1 protein-coding gene is annotated in these 1,712 nt (G+C 63.1%); it reads right to left on the reverse strand.

All coding sequences use genetic code 11. The annotated features are described in order from the left end of the window. Positions 1-24: 24 nt before the first annotated feature. The gene (locus CSC78_RS18690) at positions 25-1,251 is read right to left on the reverse strand and encodes an HD-GYP domain-containing protein (protein ID WP_162339377.1); all 1,227 of its coding nucleotides are present in this window, start codon (positions 1,249-1,251) and stop codon (positions 25-27) included. Between the last annotated feature and the right edge of the window lie 461 nt (positions 1,252-1,712).

Here is a 1,712-nt window from a genome sequence, read left to right on the forward strand (position 1 = left end):
CGGCCACAAGCGGACGCGCGCAAGCTAAGCCATCCAGACTTGCTCCAAGTCTCTGAATCCCCATTTCTTCGGCGACTCAATGCCCACGATGCTGTCCTTCGCCGAGGCAAGGTCGACATCTCGTCTAAACACTTGGGCCTTGGATTTGGCCGAGTAGAAGACCCTCACCGTCGGCGGCGCCAGTGGATGTTCGCCTGCCGCGATGACTACGGCCAGATGGTCCGATGCCAACCGCACCAGCGAGCCCAATGGGAAGATGCCCAGCACGCGGATGAGACTCTTCAGTACGGCGACATCGAAGTGCCCTTGCCAAGTTGCCATGCGTCGCAACGATTCGGCGGGGTCCCATCCCGACTTGTAAGGCCGGTTCGAAGTGATGGCGTCATACACGTCGCAGACCGAACTGATGCGCGTGAGCATCGGCAGGGCGTCGGCTGGCAGGGCATCGGGATACCCTGCCCCGTCCATGCGCTCGTGGTGGTGCCGCACCACATGCAGCACGTCGGGAATGTCCATGCCAGCCTCCCGCAAGATCTGCTCGCCGCGCGCGGGGTGCTGGCGCATGGTGGCCATTTCGCCGTCCTGGAGCGCGCCCGGCTTGTTGAGAATGGAGAGAGGCACGTGCGCCTTGCCCATGTCATGGAGCAAACCCGCCATCGCCGCATGTTCGCGCTGCTCCGTCGGCAGGTCGAGGTCGCGCGCCACGGCCGCCATCAGTCCTGCAACGGCGATGCTGTGGAGATAGGTGTAATTGTCCGCGGTCTTGAGTCGCGCCAGGCTGACCAGAGCCAGCGGGTTTCGTGATACCGAATCGTCGATGCGTGAGGCGAGGTCCCGCGCGCCTTCGAGCACGATGGAGCGCCCCATCCGCAATTCGCCGAACATGGCTTCCACCAATGCGCGGCCTTCCTCACAGATGAGTTTCGCTCGTGCGAGCTCGTCCCTCAGCCCTGTGGGTTCGCGTGCCGGGGGCCCCGAGGAGCCGGCCGCCTGCAGGGACGCGATGTCGCATGGCGGAGCTGCGTCTGCCTCTATCGCGATCATCGACGGGCCGTTAGACGTGCCCTCATTACGACCACGCTGTGTGTCGATGTCCACAGCGGCGACCCCGCTTGCCACCAATGTGTCCACGTCGTCCTGATCCACGACAAAGCGCGTGCGCCAGAACGGATGCTCCAACCACGGACCGTGCAGCTTCACCACGTACATGCCCGCCTTCAGCGTGTCCGTTGGAATTGTCTTCAACGCCATGCCCACTCCCTCGCCATCTCGATGCCACGTAGCGAATAGCGGCGCAGCGCGAGGCGGTTGAACCCCGCGGCGGGTCGGGACCTAAACATGGTAATCACGATTACTTGGCTCCTGCACGAACGCCGGGAGCCGCGAAAATCGGGCGCTTTCCCATCTTTTTCAAAGGATTGCGCCGGACGGTGTCGTTTCCGGCCGTGGGCCTTCGCCCCTCTTCCGTGCGCTACCCCCTCCGAAAGTCTGAGCACGGCCGCCTCAGGTTCTCCCGGGCACGCCGCTAATGCCTGCGAAGAAGACCAGACAACCGAAGAGACGGACAAGAGAATGAATGCCTTCCTTGCTGCATGGAACAACCGTACGACCGCTTTCAAGCTGACCCTGATCTGCTGCCTTTCCACCGTTGGCATCCTCGTGCCTTCGGTGGCGTACCTCGCGCAGCTGCGAGAGCAACTGGCCGTGAATCG

Source organism: Pseudoxanthomonas japonensis, from assembly GCF_010093445.1.
GTDB lineage: Bacteria > Pseudomonadota > Gammaproteobacteria > Xanthomonadales > Xanthomonadaceae > Pseudoxanthomonas_A > Pseudoxanthomonas_A japonensis.

Excerpts from the sequence above, each read along its gene's own strand:
- CSC78_RS18690 (WP_162339377.1), bottom strand. The coding sequence starts at position 1,251 with ATGGCGTTGAAGACAATTCCAACGGACACGCTGAAGGCGGGCATGTAC.